The following is a 26,581-nucleotide window of genomic DNA, read 5'->3' on the forward strand; positions in this document are numbered from 1 at the left end:
CAAGGTCCGGTCACAATCGGAATTTTCAGATTGTGATGTACACCACCGCGGCGCTGGGCTATCGTGGTATGCAACTCGTGGCGTACGTCACGTAACCTGGGAGCAGCAGGCAGGGTTGTAATGAGCTGACATCAATTGATGTCGGCTCATTTTTTGTTGGGCCGACGGTACTAGAAACGCGTGGGAAACGCGCGCTTAATTTCTATGTGGAACTTTGGTCCACATACCTGAAGTTGGGAATCAGACCATGAGCAGCAGCAACATCATCCTCGGCCACAACCAGTACGGAAAGGCCGAAGTCCGGGTCGTCAAGATCACCCGCGACACCGACCGCCACGAGATCGAAGACCTGAACGTCACCTCGCAGCTGCGGGGCGATTTCGAGGCCGCCCACCTCGAGGGCGACAACGCCCATGTGGTAGCCACGGACACCCAGAAGAACACCATTTACGCCTTTGCCCGTGAAGGCGTCGGCTCCCCCGAAGCGTTCCTCCTGCGCCTGGGCGAGCACTTCACCTCCAGCTTCGACTGGGTCACCGGCGGCCGCTGGGAAGCCGAGTCCTACACCTGGGACCGCATCCAGGCCCACGGCAGCGAACACGACCACTCGTTCGTGCGCAACGGCCAGGAAGTCCGCACCGCCGTCCTGGTCCGCGACGGCGCCGCCACCCACCTGATCTCCGGACTCAAGGACCTCACCGTCCTGAAGTCCACCCAGTCCGGCTTCGTGGGCTACCCCAAGGACAAATACACCACGCTCCCGGAAACCACGGACCGCATCCTGGCCACCGACGTTTCCGCTCGCTGGCGCTTCAAGACCGGGACGGACTTCAGCACCCTGGACTTCAACAAGAGCTACGAGGACGTCAAGGGCCTGCTGCTGGAAGGATTCACGGAAAAGTACTCCCACGCCCTGCAGCAGACCCTGTTCGACATGGGCACCAAGGTCCTCGAAGCCCATAGCGAGATCGACGAGATCAAGTTCTCCATGCCCAACAAGCACCACTTCCTGGTGGACCTTTCACCGTTCGGCCTCGACAACCCCAACGAGGTCTTCTTCGCCGCCGACCGCCCCTACGGCCTGATCGAGGCCACCGTCCAGCGCGACGACGCCACCCCGGCGGACATCGCCTGGTCCGGCATCGCCGGCTTCTGCTGAACCACCCATAGGCCCGACGGGCTCAATCACCCGGGCACCACGGTGATTGAGCCCGTCGGGAACCCTGGGTTTCGACAGGCTCAGCCACCAGTGATTGAGCCTGTCGAAATCCCACCAAGCAAGTTTTAGCCAGACCACGTTAGCCAGACAAAGACGTCTGCCATGAACCAGAAAGTCTGCCGTGAACCTCAAGAAAAAATCCTCCAGCAAGGCCGCCAAAACCGGCCGCCAGCCATCAGACCGCCCCGAAGACCAGCGCCTCTCCATTGGCAGCAGCTTCGCCTACGGCTTCCAGCACGTCCTCACCATGTACGGCGGCATCATCGCCCCGCCGCTGATCATCGGCGCCGCCGCGGGCATGAACTCCCAGGACATCGGCCTTCTCATCGCCGCCTGCCTCTTTGTGGGCGGCCTCGCAACCATCCTGCAGACGGTCGGCATCCCGTTCTTCGGCTCCAAACTGCCGCTGGTCCAGGGCGTCTCCTTTGCCGGCGTCTCCACCATGGTGGCCATCGTCCACGGCGGCGGGGGCATCCAGTCCGTCTTCGGCTCGGTCATCGTGGCCTCGCTGATCGGCCTGGCCATCACCCCGCTGTTCTCCAAGATCATCCGGTTCTTCCCACCGGTGGTCACCGGCACGGTCATCACCACCATCGGCCTGACGCTGATGCCGGTGGCAGCCAACTGGGCCATGGGAGGGAACAACAAGGCACCGAACTACGGCAGCGTGGCCAATATCGGCCTGGCCGCCGCCACCATGGGGATTGTGTTGCTGCTCAGCAAAGTAGGCAGCGCCACCATCTCGCGGCTGTCCATCCTGCTGGCCATGATCATCGGAACCGTCATCGCCTTCGTCACCGGCATGGCCGATTTCTCCAAGGTGGGACAGGGCGAAATCGTCGCGTTCCCCACCCCGTTCGCCTTCGGTCCGCCCACGTTCCACATCGCCGCCATCATCTCCATGCTGATCGTCATCCTGGTGACCCTGACCGAAACTTCGGCGGACATCATCGCCGTCGGCGAGATCGTGGGCACCAAGGTTGACTCCCGGCGCATCGGCGACGGCCTGCGGGCGGACATGCTCTCCAGCGCCGTCTCGCCGCTTTTCGGCTCCTTCACGCAGAGCGCGTTCGCCCAGAACGTGGGCCTCGTGGCCATCACGGGCATCAAGAGCCGCTTCGTGGTGACCGCCGGCGGCGTCATCCTGGTGATCCTCGGGTTGCTGCCGGTGCTTGGCCGGGTGGTCGCAGCGGTGCCCACACCCGTCCTGGGCGGCGCCGGCGTCGTCCTCTTTGGAACGGTGGCCGCCAGCGGCATCCGGACGCTGTCCAAGGTGGAGTACCGGAACAACATGAACCTGATCATCGTGGCGGCGTCCATCGGCTTCGGCATGATCCCCATCGCCGCGCCGGCCTTCTACGACCAGTTCCCGTCCTGGTTCGGCACCATTTTCCACTCCGGCATCAGCTCGGCCGCCCTCATGGCCATCGTGCTGAACCTGCTCTTCAACCACCTCAAGGCCGGCAACTCGGAGAACCAGTCAGTGTTTGTGGCCGGCACCGGACGGGTTGTCCGCGAGGAGGACCTCAAATGCCTGGCCGACGGCGACCGCTACGAAGGCGGCAAGCTGATCGACTGCGACGGCAAGGAAGTCCCGGTGGAGTCGTCGTCGAAATCCGACCACTAAGGCTCCCACGACAGAGCGAACCGGCAGCAGCTGCTGCCGGTTCGCTCTGTCGGTGTTAAGGCTGGTGGTGTTTGGTACGACGGCGGCGCCTGGCCCGGCAGGGTCAGTTGCGGTTGAGCTCGTCCGAGATGGCCAGGGCCGCCTTGCGCAGGATGGGCACGGCGCGGTCGCCGAAGGACTGGTCCACGCGGGACACCGGCCCGGAAACCGAAATGGCAGCCGGGGTGGGCGCATTGGGCACGGCCATGGCGAAGCAGCGGACGCCGATCTCCTGCTCCTCCTCGTCGATGGAGTAGCCACGTTCCCGGATGAGCTTGAGGTCAGCCAGGAGGTCGTCCACGTCGCCGATGCTTTTGGCCGTTGGGGTCGGCATCCCGGCGCGGGCCACAATGCCGCGGACCGCCTCGTCATCAAGCTGGGCCAGGATGGCTTTTCCGACGCCAGTGGCGTGGGTATGGGCGCGGCGGCCCACCTCGGTGAACATGCGCATGGAGTGCAGGGACGGCACCTGGGCCACGTAGATGACCATGTCAGAATCGAGCACCGCCATGTTGGAGGTCTCCCCCAGCTGGTCTACGAGGGACTTGAGCTGCGGCCGGGCCACGGCCCCCAGCTGCTTGTTGGCACCTTCGCCGAGCCGGATCAGCCGGGGGCCCAGGGCATACCGGCGGTTGGGCAGCTGGCGGATGTACCCCAGCGTGACCAGGGTGCGCAGCAACCGGTGGATGGTGGGAAGCGGCAGGTCAGTGGAGGAGGAGAGCTCGCTGAGCGTGACGTCTCCGCCGGCGTCTGTGATGAGTTCCAGCAGTTCGAAGACGCGCTCGACCGACTGCACGCCTCCGGAGGCTTTTTCGGCCATTCCGTTGTCTCCTAGTGGCTCCGATTCTGACAACTCTTATCCACATCGTGAAAAGAGTTGCTCTGAACTCTCAAGATACAGCACGTCGGGGCCGCGGGCGATGCCGCCAAACATGACCGGCCAAGGGTTGATTTTCCACTTTGCAGATAATAATATCCATAATACGAAAACATTTGATTTGTGAGCGGCCCGGTTCCGGGCCTGAATGAGGAGGAAATTCAATGGCGAACCCGAGTCCCGGAAATTCGATCACCCTGCGCGTCGCCGCGCCGTCGAGCTTTACCGCCACCAGCGAACTGGCGGCTGCCGTCGCCGCGGCCGGTGCCGCCGTTACCGCACTGGATGTGACGGAGTCCCATCACGACACCCTCGTTGTGGACGTCACCTGCAACACCACCGACGAAGCGCACGCGGACCGCATCAAGGACGCGCTGAACGCGCTCGACGGCGTTACGGTCCAGCACGTCTCGGACCGCACCTTCCTGATGCACCTCGGCGGCAAGCTTGAGGTGGTCCCCAAGGTAGCCCTGCGCAACCGCGACGATCTGTCCCGCGCCTACACCCCCGGCGTCGCCCGCGTCTGCCTCGCCATCGCCGAGGACCCGTCCGCGGCACGCAACCTGACCGTCAAGCGCAACACCATCGCCGTCCTCACCGACGGTTCGGCCGTCCTGGGCCTGGGCAACATCGGCCCGGCCGCGGCGCTGCCAGTGATGGAAGGCAAGGCTGCACTGTTCAAGCAGTTCGCCAACGTTGACGCCTGGCCGGTCTGCCTGGACACCCAGGACACCGAGGAAATCATCATGATCGCCAAGGCCATGGCCCCCGTCTACGGCGGCATCAACCTTGAGGACATCGCGGCCCCGCGCTGCTTTGAAATCGAGAAGCGCCTCCGCGATGAACTCGACATCCCCGTGTTCCACGATGACCAGCACGGCACCGCAATCGTCACCCTGGCCGCCCTGGTCAACGCCCTGCGCGTCGTGGACAAGAAGCTCTCCGAGGTCCGCATTGTGGTGTCGGGCGTCGGCGCCGCCGGCTCGGCCATCATCCAGCTCCTCAAGGCCCAGGGAGCGCAGCACATCATTGCCGCCGGCCGTTCCGGTGCCATCCACTCGGGCGAGGAGTACAACGACGAGCACCGCGCCTGGATTGCGGCGAACACCAACGAGGAAGGCTTCGCCGGAACCCTGCACGAGGCCATGGCCGGTGCCGACGTGTTCATCGGCGTCAGCGCCCCGCACGTGATCGGCGAAGAGCAGGTGGCCGCCATGGCCGAGAAGGCGATCGTGTTCGCCATGGCCAACCCCACCCCGGAAATCGACCCGATTGTCGCCTCCAGGCACGCCGCGGTGGTTGCCACGGGCCGCAGCGATTTCCCCAACCAGATCAACAACGTGCTGGCGTTCCCCGGCTTCTTCCGCGGCCTGCTCGACGCCGGCGCAAGCGACATCACGCCGGAGATGCTGGTGGCCGCCGCAGAGGCGATTGCCAACCGGGTAGCTGACGACGAGCTCAATGCCAGCTACATTGTCCCCAGTGTCTTCGATCCCCATGTTGCCGCCGACGTCGCAGCCGCAGTGGCACAAGCAGCGGTTGCTGCCGCCCACGCAGCAACCGCTTCCGCCCACGCCTGATTCGCAGCCTAGGAAAGGACCAGAAATGGCCATCACCGTTACAGACCCCCGGCCGATCGAACGTGCGGAGGAGATCCTCACCCCCAAGGCCCTGGCCTTCGTGGAGGAACTCCACAAGCGCTTCGCCGGCACGCGCAGTGAACTGCTCAAGGCCCGCGGCGTCAAGCGCCAGCGGGTTGCAGACACCGGCAAGCTGGATTTCCTGCCGGAAACCCAGGACGTGCGCGACGGCGACTGGAAGGTTGCGCCGGCACCGGCGGCTTTGCAGGACCGCCGGGTTGAGATGACCGGTCCCGCCAGCCCGGCCAAGATGGCCATCAATGCCCTGAACTCCGGCGCCAAGGTGTGGCTGGCAGACCTTGAGGACGCCAGCACCCCCACGTGGTCCAACGTCATCGACTCCATCCTGAACCTCCGCGACGCCGCGCAGGGCACGCTGAGCTACACCTCGGCCGAGGGCAAGGAATACACGCTCCGCACCGACGCCCCGCTCGCCGTGGTGGTGGCCCGTCCGCGCGGCTGGCACCTGCCGGAAAAGCACCTGCTGATCGACGGCGAACCCGCGGTGGGTGCGCTGGTGGACTTCGGCCTGCACTTCTTCCACGTGGCCAAGCAGCTGGTGCTCAACGGCCAGGGCCCGTACTACTACCTGCCCAAGATGGAGAGCCACCTCGAGGCGCGCCTCTGGAACGAGGTGTTCGTCTACGCGCAGGACTTCCTGGGCCTCGGACAGGGCACCATCCGCGCCACCGTCCTGATCGAGACCATCCCGGCCGCGTTTGAAATGGACGAGATCCTCTACGAGCTGCGCGACCATGCGTCCGGCCTGAACGCCGGCCGCTGGGACTACCTGTTCAGCATCATCAAGTACTTCCGTGACGCCGGCGAGGAGTTCGTACTGCCGGATCGTGCCTCCGTGGTGATGACCGCACCGTTTATGCGCGCCTACACCGAACTCCTGGTCAAAACCTGCCACAAGCGCGGCGCCTTCGCCATGGGCGGCATGGCCGCGGTCATCCCCAACCGGCGCCACCCCGAGGTCACCGAGGCCGCCTTCGCCAAGGTCCGCGCGGACAAGACCCGTGAGGCCAACGATGGCTTCGACGGCTCCTGGGTGGCCCACCCGGACCTGGTCCCCACCTGCCGCGAGGTGTTCGACGCCGTGCTCGGCGACCCGGAAAACGGCGGCCGCCCCAACCAGCTGGACAAGCAGCGCCCTGAGGTTTCGGTCACGGCCGATCAGCTCCTGGACATCGCCTCGGCTGATGGCCAGGTCACCGAAGGCGGGCTGCGCCTGAACCTTTATGTCGCCGTCGCGTACACCGCGGTGTGGCTGTCAGGCAACGGCGCGGTGGCTATCCACAACCTGATGGAGGACGCCGCCACCGCTGAAATCTCCCGCTCGCAGGTGTGGCAGCAGATCCGCAACAAGTCCGTTCTGGCGGACACCGGAAACACGGTCACCCGTGAACTGGTGGAAAAGATCCTGGGCGAGGAAACGGAACGGCTCCGCACGGAGTTCGGCGACGAGGCGTTCCGCCGCTACTACAAGCCGGCCAGCGATCTGATCGCGGACATCTGCCTGTCCGAGGACTACACGGACTTCCTCACCACCCCGGCCTACGAATTGGTGGACTGAGATGGCCGAATCCTCCTTCAGCACCTCAGACCTCGCCCGGATCGAGGAACAGCTGGCTGCCACTGACCAGCTGCTGGAACGCAGCTACCCCGGCGATGACGGCACCCGCCAGCCCGTCCACACCGTCTACGTCCCGGCCGACCGCTTCACGCCGCATCTCGCCGCCGAATGGGGCGCCCAGGCGCTCGCGACGGCGGAAGCCCACGGCGCCCTGGAGAAGCTCGGTGCGCTGCTGGGCCAGGACGCCGACCTGGCCGCCGCCGTCGCCTCCCGGGTGAAGGCGAAGCTGGCATCCGAGCCCATCGAGGACCTGCGCCTGGACTTCGAGGATGGCTACGGTGACCGCGGCGACGAGGCAGAAGACGCCGACGCCGTTGCAGCCGCCAACACTGTGGCCGCGGCAGTTGCCGCCGGCACGGCCCCGCCGTTCATCGGCATCCGCTTCAAGTGCTTCGAGGCGCCCACCCGCGCCCGCGGCCTGAAGACGCTGGACCTGTTCGTCTCCACGCTCGCTGCTGCCGGGGAACTTCCCGCGGGGCTGGTCCTCACACTGCCCAAGGTGACCACCGTTGCACAGGTCCAGGCCATGGACTTTGCCGTGTCCCGGTTGGAGGAAGTCCACGGGCTTCCGGCTGGCCGGCTCCGTTTTGAGGTCCAGGTGGAAACGCCGCAGCTGATCCTCGGGCCGGAAGGCACCTCCCCCGTGGCGCAGCTTCCGCACGTGGTTCCAGGCCGCGTCAGTGCCCTGCACTACGGCACCTACGATTACTCCGCCTCGCTGCAGATCTCGGCGGAATACCAGTCCATGGAGCACCCCGTGGCGGACTTCGCCAAGGAAGTGATGCAGCTGGCCGTCGCCGGCACGGGCATCCGCCTCTCCGACGGTTCCACCAACATCATCCCGGTGGGCGACGCCGTCGAGGATGCCTGGAAGCTGCACGGCCGGCTGGTCCGACGCTCGCTGGAGCGTGGCTACTACCAGGGGTGGGACCTGCACCCTGCCCAGCTGCCGAGCCGGTTCGCCGCCACGTATGCCTTCTACCGCGAGGGCCTGCCAGCCGCCGCGGCACGGTTGCGCAACTATGTGGAACGCACCGAGGGCGGGGTTATGGACGAACCTGCCACCGCCCGGGCCCTGGCGGCCTTCGTCCTGCGCGGCGTCCAGTGCGGCGCCGTGGGGACCGACGAGGTCCAGGCGCTTGCCGGCGTCGAACTTTCCCAGCTGACCGCACTGGCGCACCCGCGGCTGGCACACTCCACTTCGAAGTAAGGATCCCATGATGGGCAAGTACTACTACCCCCAGGGCGGCCTGCCGCCGCAGACCCACCTCACCACCGAACGGGCCATCGTCACGGAGGCCTACACGGTCATCCCCAAGGGCGTGATGACCGATATTGTGACCAGCACCCTGCCGGGATTCTCCAATACGCGGTCCTGGATCCTGGCCCGCCCCATTTCGGGATTTGCCACCACCTTTTCACAGCTGATCGTGGAGATCGGCCCCGGCGGCGGCGCTCCAAAGGCCGAATTTGAGGCCGGCGTCGAGGGCGTCGTCTTCGTCACCAAGGGCAAGGTCAACCTGACCCTCGACGGCGAACTGCACCAGCTCGAGGAGGGCGGCTACGCCTACCTGGCCGCCGGTGCCACCTGGGGCCTGGAGAACGTCTCGGACGACATTGTCTCCTTCCAGTGGATCCGCAAGGCCTACGAGCGGCTTGAGGGTTACGAGGCAAAGTCCTTCGTCACCAGTGATGCCGAGGTGGAACCCACCGCGATGCCGGATACCAACGGCGCCTGGAAGACCACCCGCTTCACGGATTCGTCCGACCTGGCCCACGACATGCAGGTGAACATCGTGACGTTCCAGCCGGGCGGGGTCATCCCGTTTCCGGAGACCCACGTCATGGAGCATGGCCTGTACGTCCTGGAGGGCAAGGCCATGTACCTGCTCAACAATGACTGGGTGGAGGTGGAGGCCGGCGACTTTATGTGGCTCCGCGCGTTCTGCCCGCAGGCCTGCTACGCCGGTGGTCCCGGCCAGTTCCGTTACCTGCTGTACAAGGACATGAACCGCCAGATCCGCCTCACCTAAATCGCCTTACGGATCCCGGCAGGGGCCGACGGAGGAACGCAAGTTCCGCCGTCGGCCCCTGTTTGCGCCTCTCAACGTTGCCGGAGTGGCCAGAGTTGCACGTGTCATCAGGCGAGGCAAAACGTACGTCGGTTAGCGAAAAAAGCAATCAAAAAAGGTTGCCTGACCCTAGCGTGCGGGCCAAACGCGGGGGCAGGATTAAACCACCGGTAACAATGAATCCGGAGTCAAGCCCCCCACCATACGGGGCGTGCTGTTTCAAAAAAGGGACGGGCAGTCTGCAGCCCCCACACACTGATCAAGCGCGAAGTGTTCAGTCGCGTCGGCATAAGGCTGCCCAAAAATTGGTGAATCGCATCCTTATAGGAGCAAAAAAAAATGTCCATCACTCCAACAATGAAAACCCGCTCTACCCGGGCAAAGATCGCCCTGGTTCCGGTTCTCTCATTGGGTCTGCTGGGGGGTTCCATGGCACTGGCTGCCCCGGTCCAGGCGGAAACCAGCCGTCATGGCTGTACCGTAGACCCCCGGGATCCAGAGAATCTTCGCGGTCACAAAGTCGATTTCAAGATCAAAGTCGATTGCAATGGCAAAAAATCTGTCCAGATCCGTCAACTGCGGTACGAAGAAGACCGTGGGCACGACGACTTCCTCGGCGGCTCTCACTTCTACGAGCACTTCGACAAGAAAGACGGCGCCAGGACCCTCCACAGTGTTGATCGCGTTCCCGACCAGCGCGGCGACAAAGAAGAGGTCTACCACTACGTTTCCTTCCGTGTGAAGGACGACAAGGGACACTGGTCCAACTGGACCCGGTGGGAGAAGAGCGATGTGGTTAAGGTCCGTTAACGGGCACTGATACACAAACGATCTACGCACAGATGAGCCAGGGGCCCTTGCCCCTGGCTCTTCACGTGCCGCCCGCAGGTCGGACCCTCCGGGAAAGTCCGCGCCCGGGGTCAGAGAGTGGCGGGGTCCGTGTTGGCGCCGCAGAGAATCACGGCCACGCGTTCCCCCTCCGCCGGTACGTAAGCACCGGAGTGCAGGGCGGCGAACGCCGCTGCGGCGCCGTGCTCCACGATGATGCGGTACTGCTGCCACAGCCATGAGCGGGCAGCCACGATGTCCTCGTCCGAAACCAGCACAGCGCGGACGCCGGTACGGACGGCCACATCGAAGCCAATCCGGCCCATCTGCCGGGCCCCCAGGGAGTCGGCGGCGATCCCGGATACTGCTACATCCACGGGAGCCCCGGCCGCGAGTGCGGCGTGCAGTGTGGGTGTGGTTTCGGATTCGACGCCCACTACTCTGGCACGGCCCTCGACGGCGGCCGCGACACCCGCCATGAGCCCGCCGCCGCCCACGGCCACCACAATGGTGTCCACCTCCCCCAGTTGCTCCAGCAGTTCGGTGCCGATGGTGCCGGCGCCGGCTGCGATCTCGGGCTGGTCGTAAGCATGGCAGTAGACCGCGCCCGTCTCGGCGGCGTAGGCCCTGGCTGCGTCGTAGGCTTCGGAGTACTCAGCCCCGCGCTGGACCACGCTGGCGCCGATGGCCCAGAGCTTCTTGACCTTCACGGCGGGGGCGTTCTCGGGCACGAACACCGTGGCAGGGACGCCGACTTCCGTGGCGGCGTAGGCGTTGGCGAGGCCGGCGTTGCCGCCGGAGGCCACCACGATGCCAACGTCCTCCTTCAGTTCGCCACGCTCCCGGCAGGCCAGGACCCGGTTGAACGCTCCGCGGGCCTTGAACGTGCCCGTGTGCTGCATGAACTCGCACTTGAGCCACACCTCGCCGGGGAAAGAGCCGCCGTCGGCCTTCAGCACGGGCGTGGCACGGATCCTCCCGGCGATCCGGGAAGCGGCTTCGTCGACGTCGGCGCGTGTGATCAAGGGGAATCCTCGTTTCGGTGGAATGCGGGGTGCCGCCTTCAGGCTATCGCCCGGGTGAAAATCCGGATCATTTGGGCTGCCCACCGGTCCGCGGGGGCCATTCGTTCCTACAATTTAAGTGGCAGCAATTGCGGCAATCAGCTGCAAGCGCCGCGCCCCGAGGAGGACCACAATGGGTTTGGGAGACAGGATCCACAACGCCGCGGAGAGGCTGCACGGCAAAGGCAAGAAGGCCGCCGGTGAGGTTACCGGCAACGACCGCATGAGGGCCGAAGGCAAGGCCCGCGCAGTTCGGGCCGACCTCAAGCAAGCCGGGGAAAGGATCCGGCACGCCTTCAAGCGGCACTAAACACGATCTATCGAACGGGCGGCCCTGCCAGGAGCCGCCCGTTTTTCTTTGTCCCATCCGGACGCCTTCCGCGCACACCGCCCTTGACTCACGCCGTCACGTTCCCTAAACTTTTCATAAAGCAGAATCTAAATTCCATAAAGCGGAAAAGGTACGGATGCCAGGAAGCTTTGGAACTAGAGACCAGCCCCTCCCCGGAAGGACCTACGATGACGTACACAGTGAACTGCTCCATCCTCCTGACGGAGCTTCCCCTGCTCGAGCGCCCAGCAGCAGCGAAGGCTGCCGGTTTTGACGCCGTCGAGTTCTGGTGGCCCTTCGAAACATCAGTCCCCACAGACGCCCAGGTCACCGGCTTCGAGAACGCCATCAAGGACGCCGGCGTCCAGCTCACCGGCCTGAACTTCAACGCCGGCAACATGCCGGGCGGCGACCGCGGCCTGGTTTCCTGGCCCGCACGTTCCCCCGAATTCCAGGACAACATCGACGTCGTCGCCGGTATCGGTGAGCGGCTCGGCTGCAAAGCCTTCAACGCCCTCTACGGCAACCGCATCGACGGCGAATCGGCCGAGAAGCAGAACGCCCTCGGCGCAGAAAACCTCGCCGCCGCAGCTGCCGGCGTCGCCCGCATCGGCGGCACGGTCCTCCTCGAACCGGTCAGCGGCGCCCCCCGGTATCCGCTCCTCACAGCTGTTGATGCACTCAACGTGATCGCCCGCGTAAAGGCTGAATCCGGCGCAGAGAACGTCAAGCTCCTCGCGGACTTCTACCACCTGGCAGTCAACGGGGACGACGTCGCAGCCGTCATTGAAAACCACGCCAAGGATTTCGGCCACATCCAGATTGCCGACAACCCCGGCCGCGGGGCTCCCGGAACCGGCGAGCTTCCCCTCGGCGAATGGATCGCCCGCAGCCGCGAACTCGGCTACGACGGCTACATCGGCCTCGAATACAAGGAACCGCAGCAGACTGCGTTCAACTGGGCCATCCGCCAGCGCGTCAGCCAGTAGTCCCCACCCGCGCCCCACCGGCACCACCAAAGACTTCAGAAAGAGAACCATCATGAGCAACGTTGCAGTCATCGGACTCGGAATCATGGGCCTGCCCATGGCCATCAACCTCGTCAAGGCCGGCCACACCGTCACCGGCTTCAACCGCAGCCAGGACAAGATCGACAAGCTCGTCTCCGAAGGCGGCAAGGGCGCCACGGGCATCGCCGACGCCGTCAAAGAGGCCGACGTCGTCATCACCATGGTGCCGGACTCCCCCGACGTCGAGGGTGTCGTCAGCGGCGAGGACGGCGTCTTCGCCAACGCGAAGAAAGGCGCCCTCTGGATCGACGCGTCCAGCATCCGCCCGGACGTCGCCAAGCGCCTCTCCGACGACGCCCGCGAAGCCGGCATCCGCCCGTTGGACGCGCCGGTTTCCGGCGGTGAGCAGGGTGCCATCGACGCCGCCCTGTCCATCATGGTCGGTGGCGAAAAAGCCGACTTCGAGGCAGCACAGGATGTCCTGAACGCCGTCGGCAAAACCATCGTCCACGTCGGCCCGTCCGGCTCCGGCCAGACCGTCAAGGCAGCAAACCAGCTGATCGTTGCCGTCAACATCGAGGTCCTTGGCGAGGCGATCGCCTTCCTTGAGGCCTACGGCGTGGACACCGACGCAGCGCTCAAGGTCCTCGGCGGCGGCCTGGCCGGCTCCAAGGTCCTGGACCAGAAGGGCCAGAAGATGCTCGACCGCAACTTCGACCCCGGCTTCCGCCTCGCCCTCCACCACAAGGACCTCGGCATCGTCACCTCGGCAGCCCGCGAAGCCAACGTCGCCGTCCCCCTCGGCGCCGTCGTCGCACAGCTCGTCGCCGCCACCGTCAACCAGGGCGACGGCGGCCTGGACCACTCCGGACTCTTCAAGCAGGTCCTCAAACTCAGCGGCCGCGAGTAACCGGTGATTGAGCTTGTCGAAATCCAGGTTTCGACAAGCTCAACCAACACACTTTTAGGACCCCGACGACGGGGTCTTCCCCCAGCACACCCCTTTTAGGGTTTCGACAAGCTCAACCACCGAGCACCACCACAGACTTCCAAGGAGCACACCATGAGCAAGATGCGTACCGTTGATGCAGCGGTTGCCATCCTGGAAAAGGAAGGCGCCATCGAGGCGTTCGGCCTGCCAGGAGCGGCAATCAACCCCTTCTACTCGGCTATGCGGGCCCACGGCGGCATCCGCCACACGCTGGCCCGCCACGTCGAAGGCGCCAGCCACATGGCCGACGGGTACTCCCGGGCCAAGGACGGCAACATCGGCATCTGTATCGGCACCTCCGGCCCCGCCGGCACCGACATGATCACCGGCCTCTACGCTGCCTGGGCCGATTCCATCCCGATGCTCTGCATCACCGGCCAGGCCCCCGTGGCCAAGCTGCACAAGGAAGACTTCCAGGCCGTGGACATCGAGTCCATCGCCAAGCCCGTCACCAAGATGGCCATGACCGTCCTGGAACCCGGCCAGGTTCCGGGCGCCTTCCAGAAGGCCTTCCAGCTGATGCGCTCCGGGCGGCCGGGCCCGGTCCTGCTGGACCTGCCCATCGACGTGCAGATGGCCGAAATCGAATTCGACATCGACACCTACGAGCCGCTGCCCATCGAAAGGCCCAAAGCCAGCCGCAAGCAGCTGGAAAAGGCACTGGACATGCTGACCGCAGGCGAGCGCCCGCTGATCGTGGCCGGCGGCGGCATCATCAATGCTGGCGCCTCCGCGCAACTGGTGGAGCTGGCCGAGATCCTGAATGTTCCCGTTATCCCCACGCTGATGGGCTGGGGCTCCATCGCCGACGACCACCGCCTGATGGCCGGCATGGTGGGCCTGCAGACCTCCCACCGCTACGGCAACGAGAACTACCTGCGCAGCGACTTTGTGATCGGCATCGGCAACCGCTGGGCCAACCGCCACACCGGTGGCCTGGACACCTACACGGCAGGCCGCAAGTTCGTGCACATCGACATCGAGCCGACGCAGATCGGCCGCGTGTTCTCACCGGATTTGGGCATCGCGTCCGACGCCGGTGCGGCGCTGGCCGGGCTGATTGAGCTGGCCCGCGAGCGCCGGGCGGCTAAGTCCCTGCCGGACTACTCCGCCTGGGTTGCCGAATGCCAGGACCGCAAGGCCAGCCTGCACCGCAAGACGCACTTCGAGAACATCCCCATCAAGCCGCAGCGCGTGTACGAGGAGATGAACAAGTCGTTCGGCCGCGATACCACCTATGTGTCCACCATCGGGCTGTCCCAGATCGCCGGCGCGCAGATGCTGCATGTCTTCGGCCCGCGCAAGTGGATCAACGCCGGCCAGGCGGGACCGCTGGGCTGGACCGCACCGGCGGCCCTCGGCGTGGTCCGCGGCAAGCCTGAGGAGACCGTTGTTGCCCTGTCCGGCGACTACGACTTCCAGTTCATGATCGAGGAACTGGCCGTGGGCGCGCAGTTCAACCTGCCGTACATCCACGTGGTGGTGAACAACTCCTACCTGGGCCTGATCCGGCAGTCGCAGCGCGGCTTCAGCATGGAACAGAACGTGTCCCTGGCGTTCGAGAACATCAACAGCGCTGACCTGTCCGAGAACGCGCGGGGCTACGGCGTGGACCACCTCAAGGTGGCCGAGGGCCTGGGCTGCAAGGCCATCCGCGTGGAGGACCCCAACGATCTCGCCGCAGCATTCGGCAAGGCCAAAGCCCTGATGGGCGAGTTCCAGGTGCCCGTGGTGGTTGAGGTGATCCTGGAGAAGGTCACCAACATCTCCATGGGTGTGGAGATCAGTGCCGTGAACGAGTTCGAGGAACTGGCCGAAACCGCCGCCGACGCCCCCACCGCCATCCTGGCAATGCAGGCCTGACATGCGGATCGTGATCGCGCCGGACAAGTTCAAGGGATCGTTGTCGGCACCGGACGTCTGCAGGCACCTGGAAAAGGGCCTCAGAAAACAGTGGACGGCATCGGCCGCGACCTTTCCTCTGGACATCCTCCGGATCCCCGTGGCCGACGGCGGCGAGGGCACCCTCGATGCCGCCGTCGGCTCCGGTTTCACCCGCCGCAGCGCCACCGTCAGCGGCCCCACGGGCCACCCGGTCCAGGCGGACTTTGCCGTCCGGGGCCACGAGGCAGTCATCGAAATGGCGGCAGCCTCGGGCCTTGCCCTCCTCCCTAAGGTGCTCGGCGGCGGGCAGCCTGATGCCGCCAGCGCCACCAGGGCCACGAGCCTTGGCACCGGCCAGCTGATCCGCGCAGCACTGGATGCCGGCTGCCGCCGCATCATCCTGGGCGTAGGCGGCAGCGCCAATACCGACGGCGGCGCCGGGCTCCTGCAGGGACTCGGCGCCAGGTTCCTGGACGCCACGGGCAACGAACTACCGGCAGGCGGTGCCGCGCTGGCCAACCTGCACCGCATCGACTTCACCGGGTTTGAACCCCGTCTGGTGGACGCACGCTTTGTGCTGGCATCCGACGTCGATAATCCCCTGCTGGGCCCCCAGGGCGCCGCGGCGGTTTTCGGCCCGCAGAAGGGCGCCACACAACAGGACGTCGACATGCTCGACGCCGCCCTGGCCAGGTTTGTCGAAGTCCTGGCCAGGGAAATCGGATTCCGCGCCGAGCGCGCTGCCGTTGCTCCCGGAGCCGGGGCAGCCGGCGGAGTGGGCTACGCCGCCATCGCGGTTCTGGCCGCAACGCGGCGGCCGGGCATCGACGTCGTTCTTGAATTCACTGAATTGGAACAGCGGCTGGCGGGCGCAGACCTGGTGATTACCGGGGAAGGCAGCCTGGACGAACAAAGCCTGCTGGGCAAAACACCCATGGGGGTGGCCCGTGCGGCAGCGGCGGCCGGGATCCCTGTGGTTGCCGTCTGCGGCCGCACCACACTGACGAACGAACAACAGCAGGATTCCGGTTTCCGGCAGGTCTACCCACTGACTTCCCTGGAACCCAAGGTAGATATATGTATAGCTGAAGCAGGCTCCCTGCTTGAACAATTGGGTAAGAACATCCTCCAGGGACTGGCCAACCCGGCCCGGGCGGATGGCATCGGCACAAAGGAGCCCCTGAATGTCTGAAGAACGCTTTGACCTGGTGATCCGGGGCCGGCGCATCCTCACCACCGCCGGCATCGCACCGCGGGAAGTGGGCGTGCGCGGCGGCAAGATCGTCGCCATCGAACCGCTCGGCAACGGATTGGCCGGCGCGGAACTGATCGAGCTCGCCGACGACGAGACCCTCCTCCCCGGCCTGGTGGACACGCACGTCCACGTGAACGAGCCCGGCCGCACCGAGTGGGAGGGCTTCGCCTCCGCCACCCGGGCAGCCGCCGCCGGCGGTGTCACCACCATCATCGACATGCCGCTGAACTCCATCCCGCCCACCACCACGGTGGAAGGCCTCAAGCTCAAACGCGAGGTGGCCGAGGACCAGGCTTTCGTGGACGTCGGATTCTGGGGCGGCGCCGTCCCGGGCAACAAGGCCGAACTCCGCGGCCTGCATGACGAAGGCGTCTTCGGCTTCAAGTGCTTCCTGCTGCACTCCGGCGTGGACGAGTTTCCCCACCTCGAAGCGGACGAGATGGAGGAGGACATGGCCGAGCTCAAGTCCTTCGACTCCCTCATGATCGTCCACGCCGAGGATTCCCACGCGATCGACCGCGCCCCGCACCCGGGCGGCGACCACTACGAAACGTTCCTGGCCTCCCGCCCCCGCGGCGCCGAGAACAAGGCCATCGCCGAGGTCATCGAGCGCGCCCGCTGGACCGGTGCGCGTGCCCACATCCTGCACCTCTCGTCCTCCGACGCGCTGCCCATGATCGCGAGTGCAAAGCGCGACGGCGTCCACCTCACCGTGGAGACGTGCCCGCACTACCTCACGCTCACTTCCGAGGAAATTCCCGACGGCGCCACGGCCTACAAGTGCTGCCCGCCCATCCGCGAGGCCTCCAACCGCGAGCTGCTGTGGAAGGGCCTGCAGGACGGCACCATCGACTGCATCGTCTCGGACCACTCCCCCTCCACTTTGGACTTGAAGGACCTGGAAAACGGCGACTTCGCCGTGGCCTGGGGCGGCGTCTCCTCGCTGCAGCTGGGGCTGTCCGTGATCTGGACTGAGGCCCGGCACCGCGGTATCACCCTGGAACAGGTGGTTTCCTGGATGGCTGGGAAGCCCGCGGCCCTGGCCCGCCTGCACAACAAGGGCCAGTTGGCTCTCGGCTACGACGCCGATTTCGCCATCTTCGCGCCGGATGAGGCGTTTGTGGTGGATGTTTCCAAGCTCAAGCACAAGAACCCCATCACGCCCTACGACGGCAAGGCGCTCTCCGGCGTCGTCCGCAAAACGTACCTGCGCGGCCACGAGATCGACAGCCGCACGCCCAGCGGCAAGCTGATCCGCCGCGGCGGCGTGTGAGGCACAGGGCCATGGCCGTCAACGCCCATGCACCGCGGCCGCAGCTTCGGCCGCGCGGCCTGGCGGTGTGGCTGCAGCCTTGTGAAGGCCAGGACATCGACCCGGCGGTCTGGACACAGGCCGCCAACGCGGTCCTGGCACGCGCCCGCCAACTTGCTCCTGAAGCCGAAGTCCAGCTGTGGCCCGACGCCGACAACTGGATGTCCGGTGTCGAAGGGGCAGGCGCTGAAGGTTCAGACGCCGAAGGTTCAGGCGGCGGCCGTGCAGACGCTGTAGGTTCAGACGCCGAAGGTTCAGGCGCTGTCAGCCCGCCAGTATCCCTGGCCGGGCGGCGCAGCACCGTGGCAGTGGATCTGGCCCAGGACACCGTTCTTTTGGACGGTATCCCGGTCAGCTTCACCCGGATGGAATACAGCCTCCTGCGGTACCTCGTGGAGAACCTGTCCCGCCCGGTTCAACGTGAAGAACTGCAAGGCTTTTTGGAGTCACTGGAGTGCCCGGGCGCGGCGTTCCGCTCCATCGACGTCTACGTTGGCCGCATCCGACGCAAGCTCGGCTCGGCCAGGCACGCCGTCGCGACTGTGCGTGGTGGCGGCTACCAGTTCGTGCCGGGACCGGGCAGTACTGTGCGTGGACCGGCGGAATACTGCATCTAGGCACTGCCCGTATTCATTTCATCGCCTTTATTTCATTGCCGGCCCTGGCCGGTGCCATCACGTCAAGGATCGCTACATGACCCAGAAACTCCTCGCCGGAACCCAGGCCCCCGATTTCGCACTGCTGAACTCCGAGGGCCACAAGGTCTCCCTCTCCGATTACCGCGGACGCAATGTCATTGTGTACTTCTACCCAAAAGCCGCTACCCCCGGCTGCACCACTGAGGCCTGCGACTTCCGCGACAACCTCGCCAGCCTGCAGTCGTCCGGCTACGAAGTCCTTGGCATCTCCCCGGACGCCCCTGAGAAGCTGGCAGCCTTCACGGACGACTTCGGACTGACTTTCCCGCTGCTCTCCGACGAACACCACGCCGTGGCGCAGGCCTACGGCGCCTGGGGCGAAAAGATCGTGAACGGCGAAGTAGTGGACGGCCTGGTCCGTTCCACCGTGGTACTCGACGCCGAAGGCAAGGTCACGCTCACCCAGTACCAAATCCAGGCCCAAGGCCACGTCGCAGCGCTCAAGGCGGAGCTTGGCATTTAGCAGCCTGGCATTTAGCAGCCGGGCATCGTCGCTACGCCGTGCGGAGCCGGCCGAGACAGTAGTCCTTGGCGAAATGACGCAACGGCCGCGGGAGCCGCGGATAGACAAGCGCGGACCACCGGGTGGTGCGGTCGAACAGGCGGCTGCGTCGATCGCTCCACGGCAGCCCGTACCCGCTCCGGAGGTGATCAGGCAGGAGGCCGGTGGTGATGAACCGGATGAGCGGCATACTCATCCGGAGCCAGAGCGGCCCGGTAGGCGGGTAGAGCAGGTCGCGGCCGACCCGGACGGCGACGGCGTCCAGCTCAAGCGACTGCAGGCGCGAGTCCCAGTACGCCTTGAATGCTGCACGGTCGGCGGGCCACAGGTCCGCCGGCAGCTGCAGGACGGTGCCCATCCTGGCATAGTCCTGGTACATCAGCTCTGCGGCCTCGTCTTCCAGCGGGCCGTAGATTTTCTCGTAAATGATAACCGCCGTGTCGTACAGGGTTGCCACGACCCACAGCTGGGCCTGGGGGTCGAAGGCGCTGTAGCCGTGGGTGCTGGTCCCGGCCTTCCGTCGCACCGGGCCATGCGCCTTGTTCACGCTGCGGCGTACGGCCGCTACCTGGTCCTTGGTTCCATACCTCACCGCGTAAACGTAGGTGAGCGTGGCACGGAACCGGTCAAACGGCCGGGCCACGAAGTTGCTGTGCTCGGCGACGCCGTGGCCCACCGCGGGGTTCGCAATCTGCAGCAAAATGGCGCGGCCGGCCCCCGCGAGCAGAACGCCTTCCGCCCCGATGTCAGCCAATTTGCGCTCCATGGACACACGATACAGAGAATCTTCACGGCCGGATACGTCGCCGGTGGTTGAACTCCCGGCAGGTTCGGTGGTTGAGCCTGTCGAAACCGGGTTTCGACAAGCTCAACCACCGGGCCGACTTACTCCCCCTCAGGCCTGCGACGGCACGGACAGCACGCCGAGTTCCGCCGTCCGGGGCGGGTTGGCGCCCGGCCGGGAGCAGGTGATGGCTGCCGCGCGGTTGGCGTAGGCCGCGAGCGCTTGGAGATCGTTCACGGTGAGGGTCTGCAGCCGCTGCCTTCCACCGGATCCGAGGGCTGAGAGCTGGTCCAAACCGGAGATAAGGGCGGCCATAAACGAGTCGCCGGCCCCCACGGTATCCGCCACGCTGATGGGTTCGGCTGCCATCTCCACCCTGCCTTGGCGGGCAAGGATGACCGGGCCGGCTGCGCCCCGCGTCAGGGCAACGGCTGCCGGCCCGAGGTCCAGCCACGCTGAAAGGGATTCCTCCGGCGTCCGGTCCGGGTAGAGCCAGGCGAGCTCCTCATCGCTGGCCTTGACGATGTCGCTGGCAGCCACGAAGCGTTCCGCCTGCGCCCGTGCCGCGGCCACGTCCGGGCTGATCCCAGGCCGGCAGTTCGGATCGTAGCTGATGGTCGCGTGCTCCCGGGCCGCCGCCAGGAGGGCGAGCGTTGCCTGGTCACCCGGCGCGACCACGGCTGCGATGGATCCCGTGTGGACGTGTTTTGAGTCCTGCACCGCTTCAAGTGCAGGAAGGGCCGCCCCGTTGATGTCCCAGCTGATGTCGAACGCGTAGGTGGCGCCGCCGTCGGAACCCAGCGTGGCGGTGGCCGTCGACGTCGCTGCGCTGCCGCCCCTGATCGCGGTGACGCCGTTGGCGCTCAGGTGTTCTTCGATCATGTCCCCGTAGGGGTCGCCTGCATAGTGGGTCACGAGGGTTGTCGCCAGGCCCAGCCGGGCCGCGCCGACCGCCACGTTCAGGGGGCTCCCGCCCGGGTGCACCTCGGTGGGAGCCTCCCGGTGCGGGTCGCTGATGATGTCCACGAGCGATTCGCCGATGACGGTGATCATGGTCAGCGGCCCGGGTAGACGACGGCCTTGAGCTGGCCGGCCTGCTTGCCCGCTTTCAGGGCTTCTTCAGACTCGGCAAGGCTGAATTTGCCGGTTACCAGGATGTCCAGGTCCACCTTGCCGCCGGCGATCAACTGGATCGCCAGCGGCCACGTGTTGGTGTACCGGAACACGCCGGAGAGCCAGATCTCCCGGTTCTGGATGAACGAAACGGGGAGTTCGACGTCGTCCGCCCCGAGCCCCACCAGAATCACCCGGCCGGCCGGACCCACTGCCTTGATGCCGGAACGGACTGCCTGCGGTGCGCCGGACGCGTCAATGAACGCATCGACGTCGAGCCCTTCCACGCTGTCCGTTTTCGCGTTGAGCGCGTGCGTTGCCCCGTGCTTGAGGGCGAAGTCGAGCCGGTCCTCGGCGATGTCCGTGATGTAGATTTCCGTGGCACCGAACGCGCGGGCCGCCTGGGCGGCGATGATGCCGATGGGGCCGGCGCCGGCGATCAGGACCCGGCTGCCGGGCTTGATTTCGGCACGCTCGCAGGCCCAGAGGCCCACGGAGAGCGGCTCGATCAGCGCTGCTGCCTCGTCGCTGACGCTGTCCGGGATGTCGTAGGCGAAGTCGGACTGGATGGTCACGTATTCGGCGAAGGCGCCGTCGATCGGCGGGGTGGCGTAGAACTCGATGTCGGGGCAGAGGTTGTAGCGGCCGGCCTTGCACTGCTTGCACTTGCGGCAGGGGCGCTGGGGCTCGACGGCGACGCGCTGGCCGATGCGGGCAGGGTCCACGGCGCTTCCGACGGCGGCGATCCGGCCGGAGAGTTCGTGGCCGAGGATGAGCGGGTGGTCCACCACGTAGTCGCCGATCCGGCCGTGCTCGTAGTAGTGGACGTCGCTGCCGCACACGCCCACCGCGGCCACCTGCACCAGGACCTGGTCTGCGTCGAGCTGCGGAACGGGCAGCGTTTCCATCGTCATGTCGCCCTGGCGCTTCAGCACCGAGGCGCGCATGGTGGCCGGGAGCGCGGAGTGTGCGTGGGTGCGGGACTGGGTTGTTGGTGTTGTCATCGAAGTAGTCCTTTGCAGAAATCGGAAGGGAGGGGGCCGTTAGGGGACGGCGCTGTTTCAGAGTGCTATTTCACGCGCCAGCTATTTCACGGCGCCGAGGGAGAGGCCCTGGACGAGCTTGTCCTGGGCGGCGAAGCCGGCGAACAGTACCGGCAGGGAGATGACGACGGCGGCGGCGCAGACCTGGGCGAGGAAGAGGCCCTGGCCGGAGACGAAGCCGGTGAGGAACACGGGTGCGGTGCCTGCCACCACCCCGGTGAGGACCCGGGCAAGCAACAGTTCGTTCCAGCTGAAAATGAAGCAGATCAGGGCGGTCGCGGCGATGCCGGGCATGGCCACGGGGGCGATGATTTTGCGGAGGATGAGCAGGAGGTTGGCGCCGTCGATCTGGGCGGCTTCGAGCATTTCCTCCGGCACTTCGGCGAGGAAGGAGCGCATCATCCAGACCGCGATGGGCAGGTTCATGGAGGTGTACATCAGGATCAGGAACCAGATGTTGTCCAGGGCTCCGACGGTTCTGGCGAAGAGGTAGAGCGGCAGGATCGCGGCCACTACCGGCATCATTTTGGTGGAGAGGAAGAAGAACATCACGTCGGTCCACTTCTTCACAGGCCGGATGGAGAGCGCGTACGCGGCCGGGAAGGCCAGGAGCAGCACGAGGACCGTGGACAGGATCGAGGCGGTGGCGGAGTTGATCAGTGACGGCCACGGGCTGACGCCGGATGTTTCGCCGAAGAACTCCCGGTATGCGTCCAGGGTCAGGTTCGCGGCGATGGAGGGCGGGTTCGTTGCGGCGTCGGTCTCGGAGTGGAACGAGGTGAGGATCATCCACAGGACCGGGACGGCGAAGAGCAGGGCGAGCAGCCACGCCGCGATGCCGGCGGCGGTGTTGTTCCGGGTGGGGTCCATTCGTGCCTTGCCGCGACGTGGAGTGCGGCCGGTGTTCAGCGCGGTGGGCGATGTGGAACGGGCAGGGCCCGAGCTCTGCGGTGCGGCGGGGGTGAGGGTGCTCATCGTGCTGCCTCCTTCTTGAAGAGTGAAAAGACGGTGCGTAGTGCGAACGTGGCCACGATGATGGTGCCGATGACCACCACGACGCCGGCGGCGGATGCCAGGCCGTATTCGTTGGCGAAGTAGAACGTCTGGTAGATGGCGTACGGCAGGTTCGCGGTGCCCAGCCCGCCGGCGGTAAGGGTGAAGACGGCATCGAAGTTCTGCACGATGTAGATCGCCCCGAGCAGCCCGCCCAACTCCAGGTACTGGCGCAGGTGCGGCAGCGTGAGGTGGCGGAAGATCCCCCAAGGTGTGGCGCCGTCCATCTGGGCAGCTTCCACCGTGTCCATCGGGCGGGACTGCAGGCCCGCCAAAAGGATGAGCATCATGAACGGGGTCCACTGCCACACCAGTGAGAGGATCACGGCCATCATTGGTGCCTGGGACAGCAGGTCCAGCTGCGGCGCCGTGGCGCTGCCGAACAGGGACCAGACCCAGGTCAGGATTCCGTTGATCAGCCCGTACGTGGGGTTGAGGAGGGCATGCTTCCAAATCAGGGCCGCGGCCACAGGAACCACCAGGAACGGTGCGATCAGCAGGGTCCGGGCCAAGCCCCGTCCGATGAACTTCTTGTCCAGCAGCAAGGCCAGTCCCAGCCCGATGAGGAGGCTGATCAGCACTACGGAGACCGTGAGGAGGATGGTAGTGAAGATCGCCTGGCGCAGGTCCGGATCGGTGAGGACCGTGGCGTAGTTCTCGAAGCCGGCGAACGCGGTCTTGTCCGGGCTCAGGCTGTTCCAGTTCAGGAACGAGATAATCAGCGTCACCACGAACGGAAGCTGGGTGACGAGAATGAGGAAGATCAGGGCCGGGAGCAGCGGTGCGCGCCGTGCCCAGGCCAGGGCGCGTTCGCGCGACTTGGCCTCTCGTGAGGGTTTGGCTGCGTGGTGTCCCGGGCGGGAGATGCGCGCCGTTGCGGTAGTCATGATGTTCTCCTGCGTTTCGGTTGCTGCTACTTGTACTTATTGCCGATTTTTTGGGCGGCTTCCTGGCCCTTGGCCAGTGCGTCGGCCACGGTGCCCTGGCCTGCGATGGCGGAGCTGACGCCCTGGGAGACATTGGTGCCCAGAGCCGCGAACTCGGGAATCCCCACAAACTGGATGCCGACGGCGGGACGTTCCTGTGCGCCGGGGTTCTTCGGATCGGCGTTCTCAATGGCGAAGCGTTCAGCTTCGAAGAACGGCGCCGCCTTCTGGAATTCGGCATTCTCGTAGGTGGAGATGCGCTTGCCGGAGGGAACCTTCGCCCACCCGAGCTTGGACGCCACGAGCTCTTCGTAGTCCCTCGAGCTGGCCCAGGCGATGAACTTCCCGGCAGCGTCCTGCTTCTTGGAGGCGGCCTGCATGGCCCAGGACCAGGTCCACAGCCAGCCGGAGGACTTGGTTTCCTTGACCGGGGCCTGGGCGTAGCCGATCTTGCCCTTCACCGGGGAGTCCTCGGCTTCCAGGGCGCCTGCGGCCGACGTGGCGTCGTACCACATGGCCACGTTGCTCTGGCTCATGTTGTTCAGGCACTCGGTGAAGCCGGCCTGGGCGGCGCCTGCTTCGCCGTGCTCGCGGACCAGTTTGGTGTAGAACTCCACTGCTGCGGTGAATTCCGGGCTGTTGACCTGGGCGTTCCAGTCCTTGTCGAACCAGGTGCCGCCGTAGGTGTTCACCACGGTGGTCAGCGGTGCGAAGACCTGGCCCCAGCCCGGCTGGCCGCGGAGGCAGATGCCCTTCATCCCCGGTTCCGCGCCGTCTACCTTCGCCGCGATGTCCGCGACCTCGTCCCAGGTGGGCTTCTCCGGCATGGTCAGGCCCTTGGCCTCGAGGATGTCCTTCCGGTACATCAGGAAGGATGATTCGCCGTAGAACGGTTCGCCGTAGAGCTTGCCGTCATCGCCTGTGAGAGACGCCGTGTAGGCGGGCAGGATGTCGCCCTGGTCAAACCCGGGGTCCGCTGCCACGGTGTCCAACGGTGCGAGCCAGCCGTTGGCGGAATAGAACGGGATCTCGTAGTTGGACAGCGAGGCGACGTCGTACTGGCCGGCCTGGCTCGAGAACTCCTGGCTGATCTTGGCCCGGACATCGTTCTCCGGCAGGATCGTGTAGTTGACTTTGATGCCGGTTTCCTTGGTGAAGTTATCAGCGGTGAGCCGCTGCAAATCCTCCATCTGGGGGTTGTTCACCATCAGGACGTTGATGGTGTTCGGGTCACTGGCGGAATTGCCTCCGCCGGCACCGGCACAGGCCGAGGCGCTCAGGGCGACGCACAAAGCGCCGGCGGCGAGGGTCGCAGCACGCATTTTTGGGCGCATTAAGGACTCCTTTGTTCTTCAGGGGGATGCACAGCCTGCTCGCGTCCACTGCGGTAGCGACGGATTCGGCTGGAGCGGGCCGGTCATCGGGATTTCGATGTGCCGGGCTGGTCTTCCTCAACTGTAGATGTGTGCGGTATGCCACAACTAGCGCCCTGCATGCCAATTTCTGATACAAATTTTCCCTATCGGCCACTGGACGGCAGGCGCTACTGTGGGAAGGCGCCCACGGCGCTGTCCATTTTTCATAACCGCGAATGCCGGAGGTACGAGTGTGAGCGCGGCGGATCCCAGTGACGGGGCATCGGCAAGGCTTGCCGAAAGGCTGTTGGGCATGCGTGCCAACCGGGAGGTCATCCCCCACGATCCGGACCATTCCGTTCGGTGGCACCAGCACGACTACCCCAGTGCAGTGGCGCGGTGGAACTACCACCCCGAGTACGAGATCCATCTCATCCGTAAGGGCACCGGAAAGTTCATCGTAGGAGACCACATCGGCACGTTCGAAGCCGGGCACGTGTCCTTGGTGGGATCAGGACTGCCGCACGACTGGGTCAGCGACCTCCAGCCCGGCGAGCTCCTTGAGGGCCGGGACGCACTAATCCAGTTCGACGGGAAGTGGGTGGAACAAACCGCCCAGCTTGTTCCGGAACTGGCCGAGATCAAGCCACTGCTGGAACAGTCCGCCCGCGGGATCGAGTTCCTGGGACGCACGGCCGAGAAGGCCGCCGCCTCCATCGAAGCTATGGGTGTTTCCACCGGCCTAGGCCGGCTGCAGCATCTCCTGGAGCTGTTTGCGATCCTGACGAATGCGCCGCAGGAGGACCGGCGCTACCTTGCGGACGAATGGTTCAGGCCGCAGTTGGACGGCCAGGCTGAGGCTGTCGTGGACATCGTTTTGGAGTACGTTTTCGGCAATCATTCCGGCAGTGTGAAAATGTCCGAGGCGGCCGCACTGGTGGGAATGTCAGAGTCGACGTTTTCGAAATACTTCAAGCGCGCCACCGGCCAGAACTTCAGTGACTTGGTCCGCAAACTCCGCCTGGCCCATGCACGGCGGCTGCTGGAGCAAAGCGACAAAGCCATCTCGGACATTTGCTACGAAGTGGGCTTCGCCAACCTGTCCAACTTCAACCGGCACTTCCTCAACGACACCGGCGAAACGCCCCGGCGCTACCGCCAGCGGACGCAGGGCTAACGCAGGGCTGAAGCAGCCACCCATGAAACGGAGCGGACGACGGCAGGGAACTTCCCGCCGTCGGCCGTTCCTCATTTAACGCAACACTTTGGGGTGGCTAAACCAGCGGTGCAATCCAATGCAGGAGGTTTCAACCAATGCA

General features: G+C 65.4%; 24 protein-coding genes. 16 read left to right on the forward strand and 8 right to left on the reverse strand.

The window, feature by feature from the left end:
- Positions 1-247: 247 nt before the first annotated feature.
- Both pucL and J2808_RS09575 read left to right on the forward strand, forming a co-directional pair.
- Positions 248-1,159 carry a factor-independent urate hydroxylase gene (pucL, locus tag J2808_RS09570; RefSeq protein ID WP_309815163.1) on the forward strand — a complete coding sequence of 304 codons (912 nt, stop codon included), beginning with the start codon at positions 248-250 and terminating at the stop codon, positions 1,157-1,159.
- A gap of 181 nt (positions 1,160-1,340) precedes the next feature.
- Positions 1,341-2,846, forward strand: coding sequence for a nucleobase:cation symporter-2 family protein (locus J2808_RS09575; RefSeq protein ID WP_309815167.1), 1,506 nt, complete (start codon positions 1,341-1,343; stop codon positions 2,844-2,846).
- A 103-nt stretch (positions 2,847-2,949) separates the two neighbouring features.
- On the opposite strand, the gene J2808_RS09580 is transcribed toward J2808_RS09575, so the two are convergent.
- The gene (locus J2808_RS09580; RefSeq protein WP_309815170.1) at positions 2,950-3,705 is read right to left on the reverse strand and encodes an IclR family transcriptional regulator; all 756 of its coding nucleotides are present in this window, start codon (positions 3,703-3,705) and stop codon (positions 2,950-2,952) included.
- 221 nt (positions 3,706-3,926) lie between these two features.
- Between J2808_RS09580 and J2808_RS09585 the strand changes: the two genes are divergently transcribed.
- The 5 genes from J2808_RS09585 (at position 3,927) to J2808_RS09605 (ending at position 9,923) form a co-directional block, all read left to right on the forward strand.
- Positions 3,927-5,342 (forward strand): NAD-dependent malic enzyme, encoded by a 1,416-nt coding sequence (locus J2808_RS09585; protein ID WP_309815173.1) that lies wholly within the window; start codon positions 3,927-3,929, stop codon positions 5,340-5,342.
- Positions 5,343-5,367: 25 nt separating this feature from the next.
- Positions 5,368-6,981, forward strand: coding sequence for a malate synthase A (gene aceB, locus J2808_RS09590; protein ID WP_309815176.1), 1,614 nt, complete (start codon positions 5,368-5,370; stop codon positions 6,979-6,981).
- A gap of 1 nt (position 6,982) precedes the next feature.
- Positions 6,983-8,251 (forward strand): DUF6986 family protein, encoded by a 1,269-nt coding sequence (locus J2808_RS09595; protein ID WP_309815178.1) that lies wholly within the window; start codon positions 6,983-6,985, stop codon positions 8,249-8,251.
- Between the two features lie 10 nt (positions 8,252-8,261).
- Positions 8,262-9,074 carry a bifunctional allantoicase/(S)-ureidoglycine aminohydrolase gene (locus J2808_RS09600; protein ID WP_309815580.1) on the forward strand — a complete coding sequence of 271 codons (813 nt, stop codon included), beginning with the start codon at positions 8,262-8,264 and terminating at the stop codon, positions 9,072-9,074.
- Positions 9,075-9,452: 378 nt separating this feature from the next.
- Positions 9,453-9,923, forward strand: a complete 471-nt coding sequence (locus tag J2808_RS09605; protein ID WP_309815181.1) for a hypothetical protein — start codon at positions 9,453-9,455, stop codon at positions 9,921-9,923.
- 110 nt (positions 9,924-10,033) lie between these two features.
- Here the strand turns inward: J2808_RS09605 and J2808_RS09610 are convergent, their stop codons facing one another.
- Complete coding sequence (locus J2808_RS09610) at positions 10,034-10,966, reverse strand: threonine/serine dehydratase (RefSeq protein WP_309815184.1); 933 nt, start codon at positions 10,964-10,966, stop codon at positions 10,034-10,036.
- A 172-nt stretch (positions 10,967-11,138) separates the two neighbouring features.
- Between J2808_RS09610 and J2808_RS09615 the strand changes: the two genes are divergently transcribed.
- The 8 genes from J2808_RS09615 to bcp all read left to right on the forward strand — a co-directional run bounded on the left by J2808_RS09615 (position 11,139) and on the right by bcp (position 18,949).
- Positions 11,139-11,315 carry a CsbD family protein gene (locus J2808_RS09615; RefSeq protein WP_309815187.1) on the forward strand — a complete coding sequence of 59 codons (177 nt, stop codon included), beginning with the start codon at positions 11,139-11,141 and terminating at the stop codon, positions 11,313-11,315.
- Positions 11,316-11,524: 209 nt separating this feature from the next.
- Positions 11,525-12,325 (forward strand): hydroxypyruvate isomerase family protein, encoded by an 801-nt coding sequence (locus J2808_RS09620; RefSeq protein WP_309815190.1) that lies wholly within the window; start codon positions 11,525-11,527, stop codon positions 12,323-12,325.
- A 52-nt stretch (positions 12,326-12,377) separates the two neighbouring features.
- The gene (locus J2808_RS09625; RefSeq protein WP_309815194.1) at positions 12,378-13,256 is read left to right on the forward strand and encodes a 2-hydroxy-3-oxopropionate reductase; all 879 of its coding nucleotides are present in this window, start codon (positions 12,378-12,380) and stop codon (positions 13,254-13,256) included.
- Positions 13,257-13,409: 153 nt separating this feature from the next.
- Positions 13,410-15,200: a glyoxylate carboligase gene (gcl, locus tag J2808_RS09630; protein ID WP_309815195.1), complete on the forward strand. Its 1,791-nt coding sequence runs from the start codon at positions 13,410-13,412 to the stop codon at positions 15,198-15,200.
- 1 nt (position 15,201) lies between these two features.
- Positions 15,202-16,413, forward strand: coding sequence for a glycerate kinase (locus J2808_RS09635; protein ID WP_309815198.1), 1,212 nt, complete (start codon positions 15,202-15,204; stop codon positions 16,411-16,413).
- On the forward strand, positions 16,406-17,749 hold the full coding sequence (gene allB, locus J2808_RS09640) for an allantoinase AllB (RefSeq protein WP_309815201.1): 1,344 nt from the start codon (positions 16,406-16,408) through the stop codon (positions 17,747-17,749). The genes J2808_RS09635 and allB overlap by 8 nt, the downstream gene beginning before the upstream one ends.
- Positions 17,750-17,760: 11 nt before the next feature.
- Complete coding sequence (locus J2808_RS09645; RefSeq protein WP_309815202.1) at positions 17,761-18,405, forward strand: winged helix-turn-helix transcriptional regulator; 645 nt, start codon at positions 17,761-17,763, stop codon at positions 18,403-18,405.
- 76 nt (positions 18,406-18,481) lie between these two features.
- Positions 18,482-18,949 carry a thioredoxin-dependent thiol peroxidase gene (bcp, locus tag J2808_RS09650; RefSeq protein ID WP_309815204.1) on the forward strand — a complete coding sequence of 156 codons (468 nt, stop codon included), beginning with the start codon at positions 18,482-18,484 and terminating at the stop codon, positions 18,947-18,949.
- 31 nt (positions 18,950-18,980) lie between these two features.
- On the opposite strand, the gene J2808_RS09655 is transcribed toward bcp, so the two are convergent.
- The 6 genes from J2808_RS09655 to J2808_RS09680 all read right to left on the reverse strand — a co-directional run bounded on the left by J2808_RS09655 (position 18,981) and on the right by J2808_RS09680 (position 25,241).
- Positions 18,981-19,754 carry an oxygenase MpaB family protein gene (locus tag J2808_RS09655; protein WP_309815207.1) on the reverse strand — a complete coding sequence of 258 codons (774 nt, stop codon included), beginning with the start codon at positions 19,752-19,754 and terminating at the stop codon, positions 18,981-18,983.
- A 129-nt stretch (positions 19,755-19,883) separates the two neighbouring features.
- The gene (locus J2808_RS09660) at positions 19,884-20,825 is read right to left on the reverse strand and encodes a PfkB family carbohydrate kinase (protein WP_309815210.1); all 942 of its coding nucleotides are present in this window, start codon (positions 20,823-20,825) and stop codon (positions 19,884-19,886) included.
- A 2-nt stretch (positions 20,826-20,827) separates the two neighbouring features.
- The gene (locus J2808_RS09665; protein WP_309815213.1) at positions 20,828-21,889 is read right to left on the reverse strand and encodes an NAD(P)-dependent alcohol dehydrogenase; all 1,062 of its coding nucleotides are present in this window, start codon (positions 21,887-21,889) and stop codon (positions 20,828-20,830) included.
- Positions 21,890-21,970: 81 nt separating this feature from the next.
- A complete protein-coding gene (locus J2808_RS09670) occupies positions 21,971-22,903 on the reverse strand; it encodes a carbohydrate ABC transporter permease (protein WP_309815214.1) in 933 nt (310 codons plus the stop codon).
- Positions 22,900-23,868, reverse strand: a complete 969-nt coding sequence (locus J2808_RS09675) for a carbohydrate ABC transporter permease (protein WP_309815216.1) — start codon at positions 23,866-23,868, stop codon at positions 22,900-22,902. Before J2808_RS09675 ends, J2808_RS09670 begins: the two co-directional genes overlap by 4 nt.
- Before the next feature lie 26 nt (positions 23,869-23,894).
- Positions 23,895-25,241, reverse strand: coding sequence for an ABC transporter substrate-binding protein (locus J2808_RS09680; protein ID WP_309815219.1), 1,347 nt, complete (start codon positions 25,239-25,241; stop codon positions 23,895-23,897).
- Positions 25,242-25,575: 334 nt separating this feature from the next.
- Here J2808_RS09680 and J2808_RS09685 point away from each other — a divergent pair, with 334 nt between their 5' ends.
- Positions 25,576-26,439, forward strand: a complete 864-nt coding sequence (locus tag J2808_RS09685) for an AraC family transcriptional regulator (RefSeq protein WP_309815221.1) — start codon at positions 25,576-25,578, stop codon at positions 26,437-26,439.
- Positions 26,440-26,581: the final 142 nt, after the last annotated feature.

The sequence above is a fragment of the Pseudarthrobacter sulfonivorans genome (genome assembly GCF_031454915.1).
GTDB lineage: Bacteria > Actinomycetota > Actinomycetes > Actinomycetales > Micrococcaceae > Arthrobacter > Arthrobacter sulfonivorans_C.